The sequence below is a fragment of the Caulobacter sp. SL161 genome, assembly GCF_026672375.1.
Taxonomy (GTDB): Bacteria; Pseudomonadota; Alphaproteobacteria; order Caulobacterales; family Caulobacteraceae; genus Caulobacter.
This window is the reverse complement of the sequence record NZ_JAPPRA010000001.1, coordinates 3,042,885-3,063,497: the sequence shown is the minus strand read 5'-3', so window position 1 is coordinate 3,063,497 and position 20,613 is coordinate 3,042,885. Positions and strand designations below refer to the sequence as shown.

The 20,613-nt window shown below is 66.3% G+C and carries 15 protein-coding genes and 1 tRNA gene; 13 read left to right on the top strand and 3 right to left on the bottom strand.

What is annotated here, in order from left to right; genetic code table 11:
• The first annotated feature begins 48 nt into the window (after window positions 1-48).
• From glmU to OVA11_RS14990, 7 genes are all read left to right on the top strand, one after another.
• The gene (gene glmU / locus OVA11_RS15020) at window positions 49-1,437 is read left to right on the top strand and encodes a bifunctional UDP-N-acetylglucosamine diphosphorylase/glucosamine-1-phosphate N-acetyltransferase GlmU (RefSeq protein ID WP_268068104.1); all 1,389 of its coding nucleotides are present in this window, start codon (window positions 49-51) and stop codon (window positions 1,435-1,437) included.
• Entirely contained in the window at window positions 1,434-2,117 is a 684-nt protein-coding gene (gene rpiA / locus OVA11_RS15015) for a ribose-5-phosphate isomerase RpiA (RefSeq protein ID WP_268068103.1), read from the top strand. The genes glmU and rpiA overlap by 4 nt, the downstream gene beginning before the upstream one ends.
• 42 nt (window positions 2,118-2,159) lie before the next feature.
• Window positions 2,160-3,560, top strand: a complete 1,401-nt coding sequence (gor, locus tag OVA11_RS15010; protein ID WP_268068102.1) for a glutathione-disulfide reductase — start codon at window positions 2,160-2,162, stop codon at window positions 3,558-3,560.
• Window positions 3,557-4,804, top strand: coding sequence for an O-antigen ligase family protein (locus OVA11_RS15005; RefSeq protein WP_268068101.1), 1,248 nt, complete (start codon window positions 3,557-3,559; stop codon window positions 4,802-4,804). The genes gor and OVA11_RS15005 overlap by 4 nt, the downstream gene beginning before the upstream one ends.
• Before the next feature lie 89 nt (window positions 4,805-4,893).
• Window positions 4,894-6,273 (top strand): class II 3-deoxy-7-phosphoheptulonate synthase, encoded by a 1,380-nt coding sequence (locus OVA11_RS15000; RefSeq protein WP_268068100.1) that lies wholly within the window; start codon window positions 4,894-4,896, stop codon window positions 6,271-6,273.
• A 195-nt stretch (window positions 6,274-6,468) separates the two neighbouring features.
• Window positions 6,469-8,259, top strand: coding sequence for a long-chain-acyl-CoA synthetase (locus OVA11_RS14995; protein WP_268068099.1), 1,791 nt, complete (start codon window positions 6,469-6,471; stop codon window positions 8,257-8,259).
• Between the two features lie 82 nt (window positions 8,260-8,341).
• Window positions 8,342-9,211, top strand: coding sequence for an alpha/beta hydrolase (locus tag OVA11_RS14990; RefSeq protein ID WP_268068098.1), 870 nt, complete (start codon window positions 8,342-8,344; stop codon window positions 9,209-9,211).
• On the opposite strand, the gene OVA11_RS14985 is transcribed toward OVA11_RS14990, so the two are convergent.
• Complete coding sequence (locus tag OVA11_RS14985) at window positions 9,208-10,104, bottom strand: M23 family metallopeptidase (protein ID WP_268068097.1); 897 nt, start codon at window positions 10,102-10,104, stop codon at window positions 9,208-9,210. The genes OVA11_RS14990 and OVA11_RS14985 overlap by 4 nt on opposite strands.
• Window position 10,105: 1 nt before the next feature.
• Window positions 10,106-10,762 carry a hypothetical protein gene (locus OVA11_RS14980; protein ID WP_268068096.1) on the bottom strand — a complete coding sequence of 219 codons (657 nt, stop codon included), beginning with the start codon at window positions 10,760-10,762 and terminating at the stop codon, window positions 10,106-10,108.
• A 177-nt stretch (window positions 10,763-10,939) separates the two neighbouring features.
• On the opposite strand from OVA11_RS14980, the gene panD reads away from it, so the two are divergent.
• Both panD and OVA11_RS14970 read left to right on the top strand, forming a co-directional pair.
• Complete coding sequence (panD, locus tag OVA11_RS14975; RefSeq protein WP_010920154.1) at window positions 10,940-11,296, top strand: aspartate 1-decarboxylase; 357 nt, start codon at window positions 10,940-10,942, stop codon at window positions 11,294-11,296.
• Window positions 11,297-11,299: 3 nt separating this feature from the next.
• Window positions 11,300-11,779, top strand: a complete 480-nt coding sequence (locus OVA11_RS14970) for a hypothetical protein (protein ID WP_268068095.1) — start codon at window positions 11,300-11,302, stop codon at window positions 11,777-11,779.
• A 49-nt stretch (window positions 11,780-11,828) separates the two neighbouring features.
• Here the strand turns inward: OVA11_RS14970 and OVA11_RS14965 are convergent, their stop codons facing one another.
• Complete coding sequence (locus tag OVA11_RS14965) at window positions 11,829-12,575, bottom strand: SIMPL domain-containing protein (protein ID WP_268068094.1); 747 nt, start codon at window positions 12,573-12,575, stop codon at window positions 11,829-11,831.
• A 149-nt stretch (window positions 12,576-12,724) separates the two neighbouring features.
• Here OVA11_RS14965 and OVA11_RS14960 point away from each other — a divergent pair.
• From OVA11_RS14960 to OVA11_RS14940, 4 genes are all read left to right on the top strand, one after another.
• Window positions 12,725-12,800: transfer RNA gene (locus OVA11_RS14960), tRNA-Ile, on the top strand.
• A 484-nt stretch (window positions 12,801-13,284) separates the two neighbouring features.
• Entirely contained in the window at window positions 13,285-14,910 is a 1,626-nt protein-coding gene (locus OVA11_RS14950) for a ShlB/FhaC/HecB family hemolysin secretion/activation protein (RefSeq protein ID WP_268068093.1), read from the top strand.
• Window positions 14,907-17,615: a two-partner secretion domain-containing protein gene (locus tag OVA11_RS14945; RefSeq protein WP_268068092.1), complete on the top strand. Its 2,709-nt coding sequence runs from the start codon at window positions 14,907-14,909 to the stop codon at window positions 17,613-17,615. The genes OVA11_RS14950 and OVA11_RS14945 overlap by 4 nt, the downstream gene beginning before the upstream one ends.
• Window positions 17,582-20,596: a CHAT domain-containing protein gene (locus OVA11_RS14940; protein WP_268068091.1), complete on the top strand. Its 3,015-nt coding sequence runs from the start codon at window positions 17,582-17,584 to the stop codon at window positions 20,594-20,596. The genes OVA11_RS14945 and OVA11_RS14940 overlap by 34 nt, the downstream gene beginning before the upstream one ends.
• Window positions 20,597-20,613: the final 17 nt, after the last annotated feature.

The following is a 20,613-nucleotide window of genomic DNA, read 5'->3' as shown; positions in this document are numbered from 1 at the left end:
TGCACGGCTAATGCAACTTTGGTTCGCCTCCAGGGAGTCGCCGGGACCATGACCGAGTCCGTTTCCAAGCCTGTTCGCCCGCGCGCCGCCGTGATCCTGGCCGCCGGGCAGGGCACGCGGATGAAGTCGCCGACGCCCAAGGTGCTGCACAAGCTGGCGGGTCGGACCCTGCTGGACCACGCCATCGACGCCGCCGAGGGGCTGGGCTGCGAGCGGATCATCGTCGTGGTCGGCACCCATAGCCCGCAGGTCGGCGAAAGCGCCCGCAAGCGCCTGGGCCCCGACGCCACCGTGATCCAGGATCCGCCGTTGGGTACTGGACATGCGGTGCTGGCCGCCAAGGACGCCTTGGCCGATTTCAACGGCGACGTGGTCGTGACCTACGCCGACTGCCCGCTGACGACCGCGCCGGTGATCGCGCCGCTGTTCGACCTGATCACCAACGGCGCGCATGTCGCCGTGCTGGGCTTCGAGGCGTACAACCCGACGGGCTATGGCCGTCTGATCCTGGCGCCGGGCCATGTGCTGCTGCGGATCGTCGAGGAAAAGGAGGCCGACCTGGCGACCAAGCAGGTCAAGCACTGCAATTCCGGCGTCCTGGCTGCCGACCGTGCGGTGTTGTTCGACCTGCTGGCCAATGTCCGCAACGACAACGCCAAGGGCGAGTACTACCTGACCGACGTCGTGGGCCTGGCGCACGAGCGCCACCTGTCGACCCGCACCGCGTTTGCGCCCGAGGCTTCGGTGCAGGGCGTCAACGCCCAGGCCGAGCTCGCCGCCGCCGAGGCCGTGTGGCAGCAAAACCGTCGCAAGGCGCTGATGGTCGAGGGCGTCACCATGCCCGCGCCGGACACCGTCCATCTGGCCTGGGACACCCAGATCGCCGGCGGCGCGGTGGTCGAACAGTTCGTGGTGTTCGGCCCCGGCGTCAGCGTCGCCAGCGGCGCGGTCATCAAGGCCTTCAGCCATCTGGAAGGCGCAGTGGTGGGCGAGGGGGCCCTGATCGGTCCCTATGCGCGCCTGCGACCCGGCGCCGAGATCGGTGCGGAGGCGCACATCGGCAACTTCGTCGAGGTCAAGAAGGTCAAGGTCGGCGCGGGCGCCAAGGCCAACCATCTCAGCTATCTGGGCGACGGCTCGGTCGGCGAGAAGGCCAATATCGGCGCCGGCACGATCTTCTGTAACTACGACGGCTTCGAGAAGTTCGAGACCCATGTGGGCAAGGGCGCGTTCATCGGCTCCAACAGCGCCCTGGTCGCGCCCGTGCGGGTCGGCGACGGGGCGATGACCGGCTCGGGGTCGGTGATCACCAAGGACGTCGAGGACGGGGCGCTGGCCCTGTCGCGCGCCGACCAGAAGACCAAGGCCGGTTGGGCCACCAAGTTCCGGGCGATCAAGCAGGCCCAGAAGGACAAGAAGAAGGACAAGAAGGCATGAGCGCCGACGACCAGAAGCGCATTTCGGGCGAAGCCGCCGCCGAACTTGTCGAGAACGGCATGGTGGTCGGTCTGGGCACCGGCTCCACGGCCGCCTGGTTCGTCAAGGCGCTGGCCGCGCGGGGCTTGAGCGACATTCGCGGCGTGCCGACCTCGGACGCCACCGCCGCCCTGGCCCGCGAGCTGGGCATCCCGCTGGCGGCGCTGGACGATGTGAAGACCGTCGACCTGACCGTGGACGGCGCCGACGAGATCGGTCCGGGCCTGTCGCTGATCAAGGGCGGCGGCGCGGCGCTGCTGCGCGAAAAGCTGGTCTGGGAAGCTTCAACCCGCTGCGTCGTCATCGCTGACGCGGCCAAGCGCGTGCCGGCCTTGGGCAAATTCCCGCTGCCGATCGAGGTGGTGCGCTTCGGTCACGTCCACACCGGCCATCGCCTCGCCGATATCGCCGCCGAGTTCGACCTGCCGCCGCCGCGCCTGCGCGCGGCCGAGCGCGGCATGGTGGTCACCGATGGCGGTAACCTGATCTACGACATGGCCTCGGGCAAGATCGACGATCCCACCGCGCTGGCTGCCGCGCTGAAAAGCGTGACCGGCGTTGTCGATCACGGCCTGTTCCTCGACCTCGCCGACGAGGCCCTGGTGGGCACGGACGAGGGCGTGGTGCGTCTGCAGCCCTGACGTCCTACATTAGCCGACCCGTTTCGCTTCCGGAGGCCGATGATGGCTGACTACGACTTTGATCTGTTCGTCATCGGCGCGGGCTCCGGCGGCGTGCGGGCCGCGCGGCTCGCGGCGCTGAGCGGCGCCAAGGTGGCTGTGGCCGAAGAGTATCGGGTCGGCGGCACGTGCGTGGTGCGCGGCTGCGTGCCCAAGAAGTTCATGGTCTACGCCAGCGAGGTCACCAGCCAGCTGAAGACGGCCAAGGGCTATGGCTGGACGATCAATGAGGCCCGGTTCGACTGGAAGACCTTCCTGCACGAGAAGGACGTCGAGATCGCGCGTCTGTCGGGCATCTACGTCACCAATCTCCAGAAGGCCGGCGCGCACCTCCTGCACGGTCGCGCCCAGATCGTCGACGCCCACACCGTGGAAGTCCTGCCCAAGGACGGCAGCGACGACGCCGGAACCTACACGGCCCGCAAGATCCTGGTGGCCACCGGCGGACGTCCGGTGCGTCCCGAGTTTCCGGGCGCGGAGCTGGGCATCACCTCGGACGAGGCGTTCCATCTGCCGACCCTGCCCAAGAGCGTGCTGGTGGTGGGCGGCGGCTATATCGCCGTCGAGTTCGCGGGCATCTATGCTGGCCTCGGCGTTCAGACGACGCTGCTCTATCGCGGGGCCAACATCCTGCGCGGCTTCGACGACGACGTGCGGATGCACCTGGCCGACGAACTGGAAAAGCGCGGGATCAAGGTCGTGCTTGGTTGCTCGCACAAGAGCATCGAGAAGCTGGAAGACGGCCGGCTGCTGAGCACGCTGAGCAACGACCTGACCTTCGAGACCGAAGCGGTGATGTTCGCCACCGGTCGCGAGCCCTATGTCCAGGGGCTGGGCCTGGAGAAGGCCGGCGTGAAGCTGAACGACAAGGGCGCGATCGCGGTCGACAAGTACTCCAAGACCAATGTCGATAGCATCTGGGCCGTCGGCGACGTCACCGACCGCATCAACCTGACGCCGGTGGCGATCCGCGAGGGCGCGGCCTTCGCCCAGACCGAGTTCTACGGCAACCCGACCACCTTCGATCATGACCTGGTCGCCTCGGCGGTCTTCTCGCAGCCGCCGGTCGGCGCTGTGGGCATGAGCGAGGCCGAGGCCCGCCAGGCGTTCGGCAAGGTCGACATCTATCGCTCGGTCTTCCGGCCGATGAAGGTCACCTTCTACGGCGGCCAGGAGCGGTGCCTGATCAAGCTGGTGGTCAAGCAGGACGACGAGCGCATCGTCGGCGTCCACGTTGTCGGTCCCGACTCTCCCGAGATCATCCAGATGGCGGCGATCGCCGTGAAGATGGGCGTCACCAAGCCCCAGTGGGACTCTACTTGCGCCGTCCACCCGACCCTGGCTGAGGAGTTGGTGACGATGCGCGAGAAGTACGTCCCGGCCGACGTCGGCGGGATTGGATGACGCTGATTTCCGCACCAGAGCGGCGGACCCGATGGTTGGGCGCGCTCGCCGTCTTCGCGATGGTGATGACGCCCCTTATCGGCTACCTCATCCCGCTCTGGTACGCAGGCTTGCTCAGTCTGGTGGGCCTGTTGGTCGCGCCGACCTTGGCGCGCGCGCGCGCGCCGCTCCTGCCCATGCTGGCGCTGGTTGTTCTTGTGGGCTGGGCGCTCGTCAGCCTGAACTGGAGCCCTGCTGCGCCGCATCTGGCCGATCTTCAGCGCGACAAGGACGTCGAGAAGTTCACCGTCCTGAAGCTGGTTCTCCAGCTGGCGCTCTATGGCGCGGCGGTCGCGGGTCTCGCGCAGATGTCGCGCCGATCGGCGCGCCTGGCGGGGAGGATTATGCTCGTCGGTGTGGGCTTCCTGGCCTTGATCACCTTCGCCGACGGCGTCCTCAAGGCAGGTATCTATCGGGTCCTGCATGATCTGACCGAGGAGCCCATCCGTCCCGATCTGGCGATGGTGAAGGTGTCCATGGCCACCTATCCGGCGATCCTCCTGTTCTGGCCGTGCGTCCGAATCCTGGACGCCTGGAACTTTCGGGGGCGCAATATCGCGATCGCCCTCATCGCGGTGTGCATCGTGGCGGGCGCGCATCTCACCGGCGCCGACGCGCCCATAGCGGCGCTGATCCTCGGCGGCGTCGCCTGGCTGGGAACGCGGGTCATCGGCAAACCGTTCGTGCGCGGGCTGATCCCGGCCGTCTCGGCGCTCTTCATCTTCGCGCCGTTGGTCGTGCTTTGGGGCGTACGCTCTGGTCTGTTCGCCTGGCTGTATGTGATCGCGCCGGCCTCTTGGGATCATCGCCTCAATATCTGGGCGTTCAGCGGCAATTTGATTGTCGAGCACGCCATTCGTGGCTGGGGCATCGACGCCAGCCGGACCTTCGGGCCCGCCATCCCGCTGCACACCCACAACGCCGCGCTGCAGCTTTGGCTGGAGCTGGGAGCGGTGGGGGCGGCCATGGCGGCGGCGTTCTTCGCCTGGGTTCTCTATCGCATTGTCGGCTGGACGGGCGAGAACCGACGTGACGGGGCCATGGCGGCCGCGGTGACCGTTTCCTATGTGGTGGTCGGCGGGCTGAGCTTCGGCGTCTGGCAGGAGTGGTGGCTGGCGCTGGGCGCCCTTGCGGCGATCGCCTGTGGCGTGGCGCAAAAAACCGGCGCTATATGCGGCCGAAGCGACAACGAATATTCTCGCTGAGACGGGTCGGCGGCTTCTTGCCGCACGATTTTGCCTTTTTCTTCCGATTGCGGTATCTACCGCGCCCTTTGTAGTGATCGAGCCTCGACATGACCGCCCGCTGGACCCCCGCCGCCTGGAGAGCCAAACCCGCCAAGCACATGCCCACCGACTATCCGGACATGGGCGCTGTGGAACGGGTCGAGCAAACGCTTCGCCAGATGCCGCCGCTGGTGTTCGCCGGCGAGGCGCGCCGGCTGAAGAGCCAGTTGGGCGAGGTGGCCGAGGGGCGGGCGTTCCTGCTGCAGGGCGGCGACTGCGCCGAGAGCTTCAAGGAGTTCCACGCGGACAACATCCGCGACACCTTCCGTCTGATCCTGCAAATGGCGGTGGTCCTGACCTTCGCTGGCGGCAAGCCGGTGGTTAAGGTCGGCCGTATCGCCGGCCAGTTCGCCAAGCCGCGCTCGGAGCCGACCGAGGTCCAGGGCGACGTGACCCTGCCGTCCTATCGCGGCGACATCATCAACGGCATGGACTTCAACGAGGCCGAGCGGGTTCCCGATCCTGATCGCCTGCTGAAGGCCTATGGCCAGTCGGCGGCGACGCTGAACCTGCTGCGCGCCTTCGCCAGTGGCGGCTACGCCGACCTCTACAACATCCACCGCTGGACCCTAGGCTTCGTCGGCGACAGCCCGCAGGGCGCGCGCTACCGCGAACTGTCGGAGAAGATCAGCGAGGCCCTGACCTTCATGTCGGCCGTGGGCGTCACGCCCGACACACAGCCCGACCTGCGTCGCGTCGAGTTCTTCACCAGCCACGAGGCCCTGCTGCTGGGCTTCGAGGAAGCCATGACCCGCGTCGATAGCACCTCGGGCGACTGGTACGACACCAGCGCCCACCTGCTGTGGATCGGCGAGCGCACCCGCCAGCTGGACGGCGCCCACGTCGAGTTCATGCGCGGCGTGAAGAATCCGATCGGCCTGAAGTGCGGTCCGACCATGGAGGGCGACGACCTTCTGCGCCTGATCGATGTTCTGAACCCGCACAACGAGCCGGGCCGACTGACCCTCTATGGGCGCTTCGGCTCGGACAAGATCGCCGACCGTCTGCCGCGCCTGATGAAGGCGACCAAGTCGGCGGGCCGCTCGGTCGTCTGGGCCACCGATCCGATGCACGGCAACACGCTGAAGGCCTCGACCGGCTACAAGACCCGTCCGTTCGACCGGATCCTGTCCGAAGTGAAGAGCTTTGTGGAGATCGCCCAGGCCGAAGGCGTTCACCCCGGCGGTGTCCACTTGGAGATGACGGGGCAGAACGTCACCGAGTGCCTGGGCGGCGCCCGCGCGGTGTCGGAGACGGACCTGGCCGACCGCTACCACACCCACTGCGATCCCCGCCTGAACGGCGAGCAGGCGCTGGAGCTGGCCTTCCTGGTGGCTGAGAAGCTGAAGGCGGCCCGCGACGACCAGCGCCGCCTAGCCGCAGGCTGAGACACGTCCTCGGCGGGCGCGCAGCAAGCCCGCCCGCCGAGATCAGCTCAGGTCGCCCAGGGCGCCGTAGCGTAATCTTCGGCGCGACTCGCGGGGCGGGTTCTTCCAAGAACACTGATAGGTTTGCATTGCAGCACGCGGCGTCTTGACCGGTCGCGCGGCCCTCTCCAATGGTTGCTACCAAGGGAGAGACGAATGCGTTTGCGTCAGAAGATTAAGCGGGAAATCCGGTTTCTGAAGGGACTGTCGCGCACGCTGAAGCGTGTAAAGACGATCGCCCCGGATAGTCCCAACTTGATCTGCGACGACCTGGAGGCCGCGGTCGACAAGTGGGGGCCGCGCCCGGCCATCACGTTCGAAGGCAAGACGATCACCTATGCCGATCTGGACGCCATGGCGAACCGGTACGCGCATTGGGCCAAGGGCCTGGGCCTGACGCGCGGGCAGACCGTCGCGCTCTTCATGCCCAACCGGATCGAGTATCTGGCGATCTGGTACGGCCTGACCAAGGTCGGGGTCGCAACCGCCCTGATCAACAACCAGCTTACCGGCGCGGCGCTGGCCCACTGCCTGAATATCTCCCAGGCCATGCACTGCATTGTCGACTCTGAGACCTCGCCCTGCTTCGAGGACGTGAAGGGGCAACTCGAGCGGCACATGCAGCAGTGGGTGCTGGGGCCTGTCCACGATGACCAGCGCGACCTGCTGAAGGCGCTCAAGAGCTGCAGCCAGTTGCGCCCCGATCGCGAGACCGCCCGGGAGGGGCTGACCGCTTCTGATACGGCGCTCTACATCTACACCAGCGGCACGACCGGCCTGCCGAAGGCCGCGCGCATCACGCACATGCGCGCCCAGCTCTATATGCGCGGGTTCGCCGGTTCGACCGGGGCCAAGGACACCGACCGCATCTACATCACCCTGCCGCTCTATCACGCCACCGGAGGGCTTTGCGCCTTGGGTGCGGCGCTGCTCAACGGCGGCTCGGTCGTTCTGCGAAAGAAGTTCTCGGCGACGCACTTCTGGCCCGAGATCGTGGCCGAGCAGTGCACCATGTTCGTCTATATCGGCGAGCTGTGCCGCTACCTCGCCAACCAGCCCGAACACGAGCTGGAACGCGCCCACAAGCTCCGCATGATCTTCGGCAACGGCCTGCGCGCGGACGTTTGGGACGACATGCTAGACCGCTTCAAGGTCGGCGACGTGCTGGAGTTCTATGGCGCGACCGAAGGCAATGTCTCGTTCTTCAACTTCGACGGCAAGCGCGGCGCGATCGGTCGCATTCCGAGCTATCTGCGCAAGAAGTTCAACATTCGCATCGTCAAGTTCGACGTCGAGACCGAGACGCCCATCCGGGGTTCGGACGGTTGCTGCATCGAGGCGGGGCCCGAAGAGGTCGGCGAGTGCATTGGCCATATCGGCAGCGACGCGCGCTCGAACTTCACCGGCTACGCCGACAAGGCCGCGACCGAGAAGAAGGTGCTGCACGACGTCTTCGAGAAGGGCGACGCGTGGTTCCGCACCGGCGACCTGATGAAGGTCGACCACGACGGCTACATCTACTTCATCGATCGCATCGGCGACACCTTCCGCTGGAAGGGCGAGAACGTCGCGACCTCAGAGGTGGCTGAGCGGCTCGCCGGCTTCGAGGGGGTCCTGGAGGTCAATGTCTATGGCGTGAAGGTGGGCGACCTCGACGGCAAGGCGGGCATGGCCTCGCTGGTGACCGAAGGCGACTTCGATCTTGAGGCGTTCGCCAAGTACGTCGACGAGGCGCTGCCCAGCTATGCCCGGCCGCTGTTCGTCCGGCTGCAAAAGGCGATCGAGACCACCGGCACCTTCAAGTACCGCAAGATCGATCTGGTCAACGAGGGCTTTGATCCGTCCAAGACCAAGGATCCGCTGTACTTCCGCGATCCGGCCAAGGGCTATGTGAAGATCACCAAGACGCTCTGCGCCAAGATCGAGGGCGGCGGCTTCAGGCTGTAGCGGAGGCCATGATGGCCCGTCTTCCCATCCGACTCCGCGCTCCGGGCGTCGTCGTATCGCAAAGGGCGCAGGAGGGGGGAACATGGTGGAGCTCAAGGTGAGCCGGCGCGCCGGCCTCGCCGCCATGGCGGCCACGCTGACGGCGGCGTGTTCGCCGCTGTCGATCTTCGCCACCGTCACGCCCAAAGACGCCGCCCGCCGTGAGGCGAAAGGCGCGCGCTACACCGATGGTCCGCGCGGCGGCGTCGACATCTATGCGCCGCCGATCGCGCACGGGCCGGCGCCTGTCGCGGTGTTCTTCTATGGAGGCTCCTGGGACAGCGGCCGCAGGGGTGACTATGGCTGGGCGGCGCGGGCGATCGCCGCACAAGGGTTTCTCACCCTGGCGCCCGACTATCGGCTTTACCCCGAGGTGCGGTTTCCCGACTTTCTGGATGATTGCGCCATGGCGGTGCGATGGGCCGTGGACAACGCCGCAGCCCTGGGTGGCGATCCTAAGCGGATCGTGCTGATCGGCCATTCGGCGGGGGCTTACAACGCGGCCATGCTGGCGCTGGATCCGCGTTACCTGCGTGGCGTCGGGGTCGATCCCGAGACCGTCCGGGCGTTCGCAGGTCTGTCGGGGCCCTATGACTTCCTGCCGCTGAAGGGAGCGATCACGGAGCGGACCTTCGGGGGCGCGGCCGACCTGGCGGCCACGCAGCCGGTCAGTTTCGCTCGCGCCGATGCGCCGGCCGCCTTCCTGGCGACGGGGGACAAGGACACCACGGTCTATCCGCGCAACACCCGCAAGCTGGCCGCAGCCCTGCGTGACAAGGGCGCCAGGGTCGAGGAGCGGCACTATCCCGGCGTCGACCACGCGGGCGCGGTGCTGGCCCTCTCGCGCCCGTTCCGGCGCAAGGCGACCCTGCTGACCGACATGACCGCCTTCCTGAAGGACGTTACCGCCTAACCACAGGTCTGGCCGTTCAGCTTGCGCTGGTAGGCCTCGACCAAGCTCAGATAGGGCGGCAGGAAGGTGTGCAGCGCCACAGGCTTGCCGTCCGTCGTGGTCCCGGCGACGCCCGCGCGGATCTCGAAGTGCAGGTGAATCGTCGTCGGCGTGCCGCCAAAGTCGTTCGAGACCTTGCCCAACTGCTGGCCCTTGGCGACGCTGTCGCCTTCCTTCACGGTCAGGGTGGCCATCTGCAAGTGCAGATAGCGATAGGTGTAGTGCGGCGCGGCCTGCCCCACGAGCGTCACCGAGTACGACCCGATGTCGGTGATCGTCCCGGCCTCGGCGGCGACGGCCCAGTGCTGGTTCTTCTTGCAGCTCGCAGGACGGATGTCCTGGCCCTGGTGACCCGTTCCCGAGCCTGCGCAAAGCGGGTTGGTCCGTGAGCGCGCCTCACAGAAGGTGTCGCGCCAGGGCAGGGTGTAGTTGAGACTGTCGCACTGGCTGGGCTTGCCGGGCGGGCCCATGCCGCCGCCGGGGCCATAGACCTGCGAGTTCGGGAAACCGGCCTCGGCCAGGGGCCAGCACATGTTGGGCGACCAGACCGTGCGGTCCAGATAGCCGGGGCCCTGGCCCGCGGGGATGGCGCCCGCCGGCGCATGATCGAAGGTCGCCGAGGTCGGCGGCGGCGGCTCAGCCGGTTGCGGCGCGGGATCGGGGCTGGGCGGAATGGGCTCGCTGGCCGGCTGCTCGGCGCCGCCATCGGCCGGCGAGTCGTCGGGCTGCGGCGGTCCAGGCTCGGGGGAGGGCGGCTTGGGCGTTTCGCCCGCGGCCGGCTTGGAGGTGTCGTCACAGGCCGCCAGCGGCGCCAGGGCGAGCGCGGCGATCAGCAGGAGGGCAGCGGTGCGCATCTCAGCCTCCCAGTCCGGCGGCTTGCCGCGCGGCCTTGCCCATCACCACGGCTGTGGTCTTGCCAACCAGCCCCAGGAGATAGTTGTCGTCGACACAGCGCGGATCGCCCGCCGAGTCGCAGCGGATCTCGACGGTGTAGAGGACTCCGAAGCGCACGAAGCTGGCCAACTGACCATCGACAGTGCGCTGCACGGTCAGCATTTCGGGGCCGCTCTCGACCTTCAGCGGTTTGCCGGACGGAACCGTCGTCGTCGTCCCGCTGAGCGACACCCCGCCGCCGAGCGTGTCCGCAGTGATCGTGTAGTAGTCGCCGAAGCTGTAGATCCGCGCCCCGGCCGTCAGTTTGGGATCGCGTGGCAACAGGATCGGCACGGCGGTCTTGTCGACTTGCTCGCGGTTCAGGTTGGCGGCGAGACTCTCACCGACATTCGCCGACTGACGAAGGCCGCCCACCGCCGCCTGCCAGTCGACGGCGCCGCGCGGGCGGGCGACGAACGCGGCGATCGCCGGGCGCGATGCTGGCGCCGGCGCCGGCGCGGCCGTGTCAGGCCGTGTCTGGGCCTGGCCCGCCGAGATCCAGGTCGCCCCCGCGACCAGTGACACGGCGACGAGACCCGCCGCCGCCCACGCTCTTCCATGACGCATGTTAGTCCCCACCGAACCGCGTTCTTTCAAACCTTAACGCGAAGTGGGCGCGCTGTTAACCTTTGTTGGCGGATTGCGGCGCGATTGAACCCGCGCGGGTTCGTGGCTATATGGCGGTACCTGTTTTGGGGCCTTGTGTGTGGCGGCCCAGAAGACTCCAGTTCATTCAAAGGGATAAGCTTCCCCGCCATGCTGCTCACCATGCTGAAGGCCAAGCTGCACCGCGCCACGGTGACCCAGGCCGACCTCGACTACGAAGGCTCGATCGCGATCGACCGCGACCTGCTGGACGCCTCGGGCATCCTGCCCAACGAGCAGGTCGACGTGCTGAACATCACCAACGGCGCGCGTTTCACCACCTACGCCATCGAGGCCCCGCGTGGCTCGAAGGTCATCGGCGTCAATGGCGCGGCCGCCCGTCTGGTGCAGAAGAACGATCTGGTGATCGTCGTCACCTACTGCCAGATGCCCGCCGAGGAGGCGCGCAACTACGCCCCGACCGTCGTCCTGCTGGACGAGGGCAACCTGATCAAGAAGGCGGCCTGATCGATGACGCGCCCCACGATCCTGCGCGGGGCGCTTGTCGTTCTCGCTGTCGCCGGCCTTGCGGCGTGTTCGCCCAAGCTGCCGGACGGCGTTGATGACACCGTGCTGGCCCAGTCCATCGGTCGCCAGATCGGCTCGGCCTCGACCTGCGTAGTGATCGCTGACGCCGCCAACGGCCGGATGGTCTGGCGCGGCGGCGGCTATATCACCTGCGCGCGCAACCTGCCGACCTGCGATGGGGTCGTGACCACGGCCGAGAAGCTGTTGCAGGACAATCTGGGCAAGCCCGCGCGCTTCTTCAGCTGCGACAGCGGCACGGCCCCGGGCGCCACCGTCGGCTGGGCGATCGGCCCGGTGCCGACCGGCGAAGGCAAGCCCGCGCGCAACCTCACCTATGTGGCCGTCATGGAAGGCGATCGCGCCCTGCCGGGCCTTGAGATCAAGGATCGCGTCGAGCAGGCCTTCAAGAAGGCCGGCTTCTGACCCTGACAAGCCGCCGCCGGCACATCCCGACGGCGGCTTTTTCATGCGCCTACTGGGTGACTTGGTACACCGCGCTGACGTCGACGCGGACCTTCAGCTCGCCGGCCGAGATGCTGGTGGCGTCGGCCATCTCGCGCTTGGCCATGGTGAACACCGGCATGGGCGGGGGCACGGGCGAATAGCCGCCGCCTTCGCTGAGATTGATCATGCGGATGATCTTGTAGCCGGTCGCGCGGCTATAGAGCGCGGCCTTGGCCTGCAGCGCCTTGACAGCTTCCAGCCGCGCGGCGTCCTCGGCCGCCTGCGGGTTGGCGAGGCCAAAGCTGATGCCGTTGACCGTATTGGCGCCGGCGCTGACCGTCGCGTCCACCGCCGCGCCCAGCTTGGCCAGGTCGCGCACCGTGATCGTCACCTGGTTCGAGGCCTGGTAGCCGGTCAGCTTGGGCGGCTGGTTCTGCTCATAGGCGTACTGCGCGTTCAGATTCAGGTTCGAGGTCTGGATGTCGCGATCGGCGATCCCGGCCTTCTTCAGGGCGGCCATCACCTGGTTCATCCGCGCGCCGTTGGCCTTGAGCGCCTCGGCCGCCGTGGCCGCGTCGGTCTGGACGCCCAGATTGATAGTCGCCATGTCCGGCGCCACCAGGGTCTCGCCCGAAGCCGACAGGTTGAAGGTGGTGGCCTTGAAGGCCGCGTCGTTGCTTTGCGCCAACGCCGGAGCGGCGGCGCCCAGCAGCAGCGCGCCGCCCAGCAGGGCGGGCAGGGCGATGGCGGGCAGGCGGCGGGCGGTGTGGGTCATCGATCGTTCTCCAGGGGCTGTCCGGCGCAGAAAGCGTCGCCGCACGGCTATGGTTCCTTCGTGACAGCTCCAACCTGAACCGGAGCTTTAAGCCGCGTTCGGCTCATGCTAATCCGCCGGCTCGCGTGCGCTTCGGCGCAACTCCGCGCGGGCCTGTAGCTCAATGGTTAGAGCCGACCGCTCATAACGGTCTGGTTGGGGGTTCGAGTCCCTCCGGGCCTACCACATCTCCGCTAAGGCGTCGGTCTTGCTGGAAATTTAGGAATTTCAAGGTCTTATAGAGCGCCCGTGACGCGCGAGACTGTATCACACGGGGGCGAAGCGCGGGTGGCGCGACAGACCTATCTAACGCGGCGCGCAGCCGTATATCGGTTCCGGGGCCGGGCGCCGGGCGAGTTGGTTCCTACGCGGACAGCGTGAAGTGGTCCCCACCGTGAGTGTGACGGCGCGTCCGATAGCGCCACGTATCAAGAAGCGATGATCTACTTCATCTTGAGGTGCGCGAACCCGACACACATAAAATGCTATTCCAACCACATTCGCGTCATGAGCAAAGTGACGTAACGAAATCGTCCCGAAAAAAGACACTATCCGTCTTGAAAAATGCCAAGCACGCGAAAATGCATTTGCGATTTCATAGGCTCTGAGAATACGGACTTGCTTTTTAGAAACTGACGCTTCATGTAGTTTCTAAAGGTGGGGGCCTTTCGTGATTGGAATATTGGATGGGTGGGGCCTGGCGGCTCCTCTTCAGGGCAGCGTGCAAGTCATCTCGACGCCCAATGCGGGCGCAGTGGACTCGGCGCCTTCAGCCATCATCCTCAAGCAGGTGAACTTTCCGGGCGCCACGGTTGTTCCGCCCCACGACCTGCAGCCCGCTTGGCAGAACTTTGTCGGCAAGCCCGTCGCCTTGGCCGATCTTAAGACGATCGCCCGTAACGCCGAGGCCATCTACGCCGGACGCGGTTATCCTTTTGTCGTCGTTGTTCCGCCGGCCCAGACCGTCGTCGATGGCGTTGTTCGTCTGGACGTCATCGAGGGGCAGATCAGCGACCTGACCGTGCTGGGGCAAGACGCCTCAGCGCGGCGACAAGCCACCCGGATCTTCCAGCCGCTCGTGGGCATGCGACCACTACCCGCGGTAGCGGTTGAGCGCGCCTATGCGACAGCGCGCGCCACTCCCGGTTTGGCGGTCGCCGGGGCGTTGCGGCGGGGGACCAAGCCGGGGGGTATGGATCTCGTGGTCGAGGCCGCACGCGATCCTTGGCGTGTGGCGGCTGGCGTCAATAACTGGGCCGCACGACCGGTCGGCCCATGGGTCGCGACAGTTCAGGCCGACTATTTCGGGGCCTCGTCTTACGGCGATCAGGCCTCGATCCAAGCGTCGGCGAGCCCCGACTTCAAGGCCCAGTATGGCTTTCAAGCGCGCTATGAGCGTCGCCTCAATGCTTATGGAACCTATGCCGACGCCGTTATCACCGCCGCCAAGGCGAAGCCGGGTGGTGCGGTGGCCGAGCTCAACCTCGCCACCAATCTCATCGGCGCGCGATTGGAGGTGGGTCAGAACCTTGTTGATGACGGCGTCATCGCCATCAGCCTCAAGGCGGGCTTGGACATCAATGACCAGGAAACCCTGGTCTTCGGCTCAGAACGCCTCAGCCGCGAGCAATTGCGCACGCTCAGCTTAGGCGGCGAGGTCACCCTGCAGGGAGAAAACCTCAAGGCCTCGGCCAGCCTTGAGTTGCGTAAAGGCGTGGGCCTCCTCGGCGCAAGTAAGGCGGGCGATCAAGACCTATCCCGCGCCTCGGCGGACCCCAAGGCCGCAATGGTCCGCTGGAAGTTCGAAGGCGAATGGCGCGTGGCTAGCCAGGTGTTGGCGGCTCGGTTCGAGGGCCAGGACACGGGCTCGTCGCTGACCACGCCCGACCAATATGTGATCGGAAACCAAACTATTGGTCGCGGCTACCAGCCGGGTTCCGCTTTCGCCGACTCCGCCGTCGCGGTCAGCCTGGAGCTTCGTCGCCCTGGCGTTAAGCTATCCCGCTCGATCAAGGCTGAGCCCTTCATTTTCGTCGACGCCGCGCGCCTCTCCAACCCTCGAAAAGACATCGAAAGACTGTTTGACCGGCGGGATCTTTCTTCGATCGGGGGAGGCCTGCGCTTCGATGTCCCGGGACCGGCGCGCTTTGAACTCCTCTATGCCCTTCCGTCGGCGCCGCCGCTTGGCCTGGGTGAGAAGAAGCCCGCCCCGACCGTGCTCTTCAGCGCGTCGGTCGGCTTGAAGGCCCTGGCCGATAACGTCTTGCGCCGAAAAACGTCCGGAGCGACGCGATGAGATATACATCGGCTCTCGCCTGTATCGGCGGCCTTTCAGTAGCTTTGTTGGCCTCGCCCTCCCAAGGAGGACCGGCCGGGGGCGTGGTGACACGCGGCGCGGCGACGATCACGACAACGACGAATGGCGCGACAATCCAGCAGACCAGTCAGCGCGTCGTGATCGACTGGAGCTCATTCAACGTCGCCTCAGGTGAAACCGTAACCTTCACCCAACCCAATGCGGGGGCTATCGCGTTCAATCGGACGCCATTGGGGTCTGCAATCAATATTGCTGGCGCATTGAACGCCAATGGCGGCGTATGGCTCTTTTCGCCGAGCGGACTGCTGATCGGTTCGGGCGCGCGGATCAATGTAGGCTCGCTGGTGGCCTCTACCGCAGCGCTCGATGTTGACGCGGCGATGAGCGCCAATCGGCTTTCGCTCCTGCCCGGCGCGCCGTCGGGCAATGGGTCACTCAACGTCCAGACTGGCGGCCAAATCAACGCGACGAATGGCTTTGTCCTGCTTCAGGCGGAGACGTTGAACCAAGGTGGTCAGGTCCAGGCGAGCGGAGCGATCAGCTATCAAGCCGCCGAAGGGGCGCTGATCGATTTCACCACAAGCGACGTCGGAACGGCGCTAAACGCATCCGGCGCGGCCGACGCTAACGGACGTGGCAAGCCCAACCTGAACCACACAGGGCTCTCCAAGGCCGGCGGTCATATTGAGATCGTCGCCCCCTCAGGCCAGAACGCGCCCAACTTCGCCGGGATCATCAACCTTTCCGGGGTCATCGAAGCCGCCGGCGTCCAACCGGGGGGTGTCAGAGGCGTCGTTATCCTGGCTGGCCGGGATACGGCGCGCTCCGCCAGCAACTTCAACGGCTCCACCATGGCGCTCGACTCATCGAAAGCGACCATCACGGCGAAGTCGGGCGATATCTATATCTCTGGCGAGGCCCTGACCCTCGGAGCCACGACCGGCGGCCGGGATACCTATTTGGCCAGTTATGGCGGCGTCTCGCTTATGGGGCCCCTGGAGGTGAGCGGAAGCCTACTCGCCCAGTCGCGCACCGCCGCGGTGACGGTGGCGGCCGATATCTCCACCGGCGCAAGCCTGTTGCTGCAGGGCGCCTCTATCCGGCTGACAAGCGGCGCGCTCGTCCGCGGCGCCAAAAGCGAGCCGAACGGCATCATCGGCTTGTCAGCTTCTGGGTCAGTAGACACGTCCGCTGGGAAACTGGTGGGTGGAACGGGCGATGGCCAATCAGGCGATATACTCATCTCGGCCGGCGCGCCGGTGGCCGGACTGTTAGCCGGCCGGGGCGGAGATTTGACGACGGGCGAGATCGCTGGCCGGTCAATAGGCCTGCAGGCCTCGAAAGTCGGCGCTAACGGCGGCGCGATCCAAGTGCGCGGCTCCCTGCGAACGGGACAAGAGCTCGATATCGACGCGGCAGGCCTCCTGACGATCGGACCAAACGCAACGGTGAGCAGCGCCAAAGCAGGAGCCGCATCGGCGTGGCCGGTCTGGTCGGCCGATGATGCGGCGATCGCCCTGACTGCGGCTGACCTTGTGCTGCAAGGAACGGTCAGTACGGGCGGCGACGTGCTCATCGTCGCCAAGCCTCCCAATGGCGATGTCAGCCTAGGCGGCCTGGGCTCCCCCAATCATACCGGCTTCGAACTAACCAATGCCGAGTTACAGTCGGTCGTCGGGCGGAACATCGCGATCGAAGGTGGCGCAGCGAACATCGGCGCGACCGTTCGGATCGGCGATCTTTCGCTCTCGTCCGACAAGCTCTCAGCCCTCTGGGTAGGCGCAGGCGGTGCGGGCCAGATCCTCGTGTCCGGCCGTATCGCGCCGACGGTCAGGCCCGTCAGCGTCAATCTGGGGTTTATCGAGACGCCCATTTCCGGCAAGGCCGCCGACTATGCGCCCGAACGCATCGTGGTGACCGGAGCGCTTGGCGCCGCAAACGCCAAGCTGGGCTCGGTCCGAATGCTCGCGAGCCGCGACATCCTGCTCGGCGACGACCGATTTGTCGCCGGGGCTGCAGCCAGTAGCGACTTTGATCCGGGCAGTGTCCCGGTCACCGCCTCGGACGTCGGTCGATTGTGGCTCGTCGCGGATCAATGGCAATTCGCCGCTCGTGGACGAGTCCTGCAGCAAAACACCTCCGGGAGCGGCGGCTTCGGGGGTGTGGAGTTTGGCGAGCCCTCCGGCGCTGCGCCCCTCGTCGTTCACCCTGCCGACCTCAGCGCCGTGAAGATCGGGGGGACCAACAGCTGGTCACTGGGCGAACTCAATCCGACCCGGATCGCACTCTCGGGCGTGGTGCGCTCTCCGGAGGGCACGCCTTGGAGCTCGACGGGCTCAAGCTACGCCGCCGCCATCGGCGTCCAGGTGCCGCTGAGCGAGGCCTATCGGATGAACGGTTGCGCCTTGGGCTGTCGAGACGGCGCACCGCCGCTGGTCATGACAAGCACTGTCGCCAGCCCGACGAGCGACAGCAACAGCGAGACCGCCGGCCAAAGCGACGCGGTGGGCCAGGGCGAAGCCGCGGCTGAGGGGGCAACGGCGAGCGCGCAAGGCAAACCCAAGACAATCTTTCCGATCCGGGCGCGGGGAGCCGACCGGACGATCCGCCTTGGCCCCGACCAAGTGACGAGCGGCGGCAACCGCGACCTGTGGATCGGATATCAGACGGAGGTGCGCCCGTGATCGGTTTAAGATCGCCGGTAAAGGCGCTTGTCGCCGCGCTCATGCTCGGCGGCTCGCTTCTGTACGCCGTTTCAGGTACGGCCACAGCCGCGCCAAAAAAGGACTTCCAACTTGGCCAGAACAGTGAGGCTCAGGCCTGCCGCGCCGTTCTGCGCTTCGATGTTCCGCCTGGCGTCGACGCGGCCGACATCTATTGCGGCGCTTGGGAGACTCCCTCTGGCCGCGTCATGGTGTTTCCCGATCGTACGCGGGCCCTTGCGGCCTTGAAGCTGCTCTGTGACGGCGTTGGGCAGGCGGTTCGCGACCCGGACTTTTCCGATCTGAACCAGATTGCCTGTTCTCGACAAGAATCGGGACCCCGCCGATTCGGTCTGATCGCCAGCCACGGTCGCCGCGTCGCGGTTGGCGCAGCCTTTCCTTCGGATTGGCCTTCTCTCTTGGCGGCCGCCAAGGTGATGAGCGGAACGATCAGCGCCAAGGCCATAGGCAGCGCGGCTGCGGCGACTGCAGGCCAAGATCAGATCCAAACTGCCTACCCGCAAGGCGCGCCGGGCCAGGCGGCGAGCGCCAAGTACGAACTCGTTCGGCGGCGCGCCTACGAGCACAACGCTGTCTGGAGTTTTGGCTCGGCCAGTGATGACTTCTCCGAGTTGCTTCGCTTGCATAAGGCTATCGCGCCGGAAGACCGGGCCGGTGAAGGCGAAATCCTCGCCGAAATCGCGCTCAATCTATCCAATATCCGGCGCTTCGATGAAGCAGCCGCGATCTTCGATCAGGCGAACGTCAACGCCGGCAACGACGAACTCCTGAACGCCAAGATCCTCAACTATCGGATCATGGACCTGCTCAACCGGCGCCAATTCGATAAGGCCTTGGGCTTTGCGAGGGCTACGCGCAAGGGCGATTCCAGCGACACCGGGCCTGCGCAGACGCGGCTCAACGGTGTGCCCAGCGAAGCGCAAAGCATGCTGGCGGGGCTCGGCGAGGCGTCTCGTCAGGATCGGGCGGCCATTCTGCGAGCGCAGCGCTTCTATCTGGCCGCCGTCGCCGCGCGCGGACTCGGCAAGGCTGAAGCGATTTCGGATCTCGATAATGCGCTCACCGTGTTGAACGATATCCAGCAGCCGCCCGCCTGGCTCGAGGCTCAAATCCTCGCCGAGCGGGCTGAAACCCTGTTGAACGGTGGTGACTACAAGGGCGCCGAATCTGAAGCGCGGCGCGGTCTCGCCCTGGTGGCGACGACCGCCGCCGGGACGCGCACCGAGGCCCATCTCTGGCTGACGCTGGAGGCTGCTCAGGTCGGGCTTGGCGCACGCGATCAGGCCTTGGCGAGTGGACGGCGCGGCGTCGCGATCTTCTCCCGCCAGACCGAAACGCCAGGCATGCCCGGCGATATCGCGGCGCGGCATCTTGAGGTCTTGCTCGCGGCTTACAATGATCGCTCCGACCCGGCCCTGGCGGCGGAGTACTTTGAGACCCTGGCCTTGGTCTGGGATGGAGCTGCCGCCCGTTCGGCCGCGCAACTGGCCGCGCGCATGGCGTTGTCTGACGGTGGCGCTCAGGCTCGCGCCTACCAGGACGCCGAACGCCTGTATCGCGCGGCTTTGACTACCCAGCAGCGGGCCCAGAGCGAAGGCGCCAGCGCCAACGAACAGGAGGCCGCCGTAAGGGCGACTGAAGCGGCGGCGCAGCGCTTGCGCGTCGCGGAAGACTCCTTGCGACAGTTGGCCCCGCGTTATCTGGAACTCGTCAATCCCAAGGGACCGAGCGCCGATGTACGCGGTGTGCTGGCGGCTAAGGAAGGCTATCTGCGCATCGTGCTCGCTCGCCAAGCTGGCTATGCGGCGCTGATCACCGCCGACGGCGTGACGCCCTATCGGATCGGCATGTCCGCCGTCGAAATCGAAAAGCGTGTGACAGCCATTCGCCGCACCACAAGTCTAAAGCGGGGTCGCCTGCCGGACTTTGATCTCCGAAGTTCGGCGGAGCTCTACCAAGCATTGCTCAGCCCCGTCGCCAAGCTGATCGACGGTCTGGAGACCTTGCAGATCGACGCTGGCGGCTCGCTGGCGTCCATCCCCTTCGCGGCTCTCACCCGTACGGTCCCGAGCCCAGCGCTCCTCGCAAAGGTCAAGGCCGAGGGCGACTACAGCCAAGTCGATTGGCTGGGCCGCCATATCGCGATGGCGACCTCTTTGGGACCGGCCACCTTCGTGCGGCTGCGGCAGAGTGCGGCGAAGCGCGCCTCCTCAGGCTCGGTCGCCATCTACGGAGATTTCCGCCCAGACCCGGGCGCCGTGGCCTCTCGGCTGGCGGCCGAGCGCGGCCTGTCCGAAAGCTGCCGCCGCGATATCGAGCGCAGCCTGACGTTCCTCGACGCCTTGCCCGATACCGCCCGCGAGGCTCAGACAGTTGCGGACATCTTCAAGAGCGCAGCGCGCGTTCGACTAGGCGCGGATTTCACCGACAGCGACTTCTTCAGCGCGCCCGAAGTGGCCCAGGCCGACGTCGTGCTGATCGCCACTCACGGCGTTCTGGGCCTTTCGTCCTGTTTTCCCGAGCCAGCCCTTCTGACGTCGCTCGGTCCGAAAGGTCTGGGGCTGATCGAAGCCTCGGCGTTGCTGGATCTGAAGCTGACCGCACGGTTGGTCGTGTTGTCAGCCTGCGACACTGCAGGCGGCGGGCAGCTCGACGCTGCGCGTAGCGGCATGGCCGACGGCGGCGAGGCCCTTAGCGGCTTGGCGCGAGGCTTCATCTACGCCGGCGCTTCGGATGTCCTCGCCACCCAGTGGAAGGTGGACTCAGCCTCTTCAGCCGCTCAGATGCATGCCTTCTTTGAGAACGCCGGAGCCGCGAGCCAGCCCTTGGCCAAGGCGTTGGCCAGCTCTCAACGGAGCCTCTATAGCAACCCTGAGACCGGCCATCCGTTCTATTGGGCCGCCTTCGTCCTCATCGGCGACGGCGCCTCTCGGATCCAATAAAAAAGGGCGAGGCCTCG